At 72.0% G+C, this 1,917-nt stretch carries 1 protein-coding gene and 1 pseudogene; one reads left to right on the plus strand and one right to left on the minus strand.

Annotation, left to right across the window (positions count from 1 at the left end; translation table 11 throughout):
• Window positions 1-527: pseudogene (locus WQ56_RS17380) on the minus strand (oligopeptidase A); the annotation flags it as partial.
• A gap of 495 nt (window positions 528-1,022) precedes the next feature.
• On the opposite strand from WQ56_RS17380, the gene WQ56_RS17385 reads away from it, so the two are divergent.
• Window positions 1,023-1,917: sodium:proton antiporter (locus WQ56_RS17385; RefSeq protein WP_047138398.1), on the plus strand; the 895-nt coding region annotated here is incomplete at its 3' end.

Raw genomic sequence — 1,917 nt, forward strand, 5'->3', positions numbered from 1 at the left:
AACGCGTCGGTCGCATCGAGGACGTGCTCGGAGAACCGCGCCGACAGCGCGGCCAGTTCCTGGCGCACGTCGGACAGCCGCGCCTTGTCCGCCGGATCGAGCGCGGCGCCGCCGAGACGGAAGTCGCGCAGCGCGTGCGCGACGACGCGCCGGCGCAGCGGATCGAGGCCGAGCGCGTCGGCGGCGTCGGACAGGCGGCGGTGCTGGACGTACAGCGCCTCGTCCTGGGCGAGCGCGTTGAAGAACGCGGTGACCTTCGGCAGGGCCGCGTTGTAGGCGGCGCGCAGCTCGGGCGTGTTGACGACGGCGTTGAGGTGCGAGACCTGGTTCCAGGCGCGCGCGAGACGTTCGGTCGCATCGTCGAGCGGGACGACGACCTGCTCCCAGCCCACGGGCTGCGTGCGGCCGGCGACCGCCAGCGCGGCTTCGGCCTCGGCGACGAGCGCATCGATCGCGGGCTGGACGTGCGCGGGTGCGATGGCGTCGAAACGGGGCAGGCCGGAGAAGTCGAGCAGCGGGTTGGTCATCGTCGAGGCACAGCGGGGTGGGGGACACCCGATTCTAGGGGCTGGTGGGGTTGGGGGACGTCGTAGCAGCGTCGCTCGCCTGGTGCTTGCCCAAGTCCGACAAGCGGCGGTAGGAGTACGGGCGTCCGGTGCCGTCGCTTCGGTGGCGGCGGTGTCCCGGCCGGGGATTGCGCCCCGGCTCGGTCGGCCATCCCTGGCCGAACTCGCCGTCGCGGGCCGTCCTGGCCCGCTGGTCGCAACCCCCGGCCGGGACACCGCACAGCGCGCGTTGTCGTGTGCGGCTTCGTTGAGAGGCGTCGTCGCTCCGGTCGTGGCGCCGGTGCCTGCTGGCGACCGGATCGCGGCGTCGGGCGCGTTGCCGTCCCGGCCGGTACCTGCTTCCCGCCTGGACGATTCCGGTGTCGTGACGTCCGCTTTCCCCCGATCCCGGATATGCCGTGTCCGCGGACGGCGTTATCGTGGAGGACTCCTGCGCCACGAGCCGCTGACCGCCCCATGCATTCGATCGAAGTCGTCCTGGTGATGCTGCTGGCGGTCGTCGCCAGCGGCTACCTGACCCGCGTGCTGCAGCGCTGGCTGCCGTTGCCGCTGCCGGTGGTGCAGATCGCACTGGGCGCGACGATCGCCGGCGTGTTCGGGCGCGGCGTGACGCTCGATCCGCACCTGTTCTTCGTGCTGTTCCTGCCCCCGCTGCTGTTCCTCGACGGCTGGCGCATTCCCAAGAACGGGCTGTTCCGCGACCGCGGCGTGATCCTGCAGCTGGCGCTGGGCCTGGTGGTGTTCACCGTGCTCGGCGCCGGGCTGCTGATCCACTGGATGATCCCGGCGATGCCGCTGGCGGTGGCGTTCGCGCTGGCGGCGATCCTCTCGCCGACCGATCCGGTCGCAGTCTCGTCGATCGCCGCGCGCGCGCCGATCCCGTCGCGGGTGATGCACATCCTGGAGGGCGAATCGCTGCTCAACGACGCCTCGGGCCTGGTGTGCTTCCGCTTCGCGGTGGCCGCGGCGCTGACCGGTAGTTTCTCGCTGCTGTCGGCCTCGCTGACGTTCCTGTGGGTGGCGCTGGCGGGCGCCGCGGTGGGCGTGGCGGTCACGGTGGCGGTCAACCGGGGGCATGCGCTGGTCTCGCGCGTGTTCGGCGAGGAGGCGGGCACGCCGATCCTGATCAGCCTGCTGACGCCGTTCGGCGCCTACCTGCTGGCCGAGCAGATCGGCGCGTCGGGCATCCTCGCCGCGGTCGCGGCCGGCATCACGATGAGCTACGTCGAGCTCAGCGGTCGCGCGCTGGCGACCACGCGGGTGCAGCGCGCGGCGGTCTGGGACACGGTGCAGTTCTCGCTCAACGGCATCATCTTCGTGCTGCTCGGCGAGCAGCTGCCGTGGATCGTCG

This window comes from Luteimonas sp. FCS-9 (genome assembly GCF_001014645.1).
Lineage (GTDB): Bacteria > Pseudomonadota > Gammaproteobacteria > Xanthomonadales > Xanthomonadaceae > Luteimonas.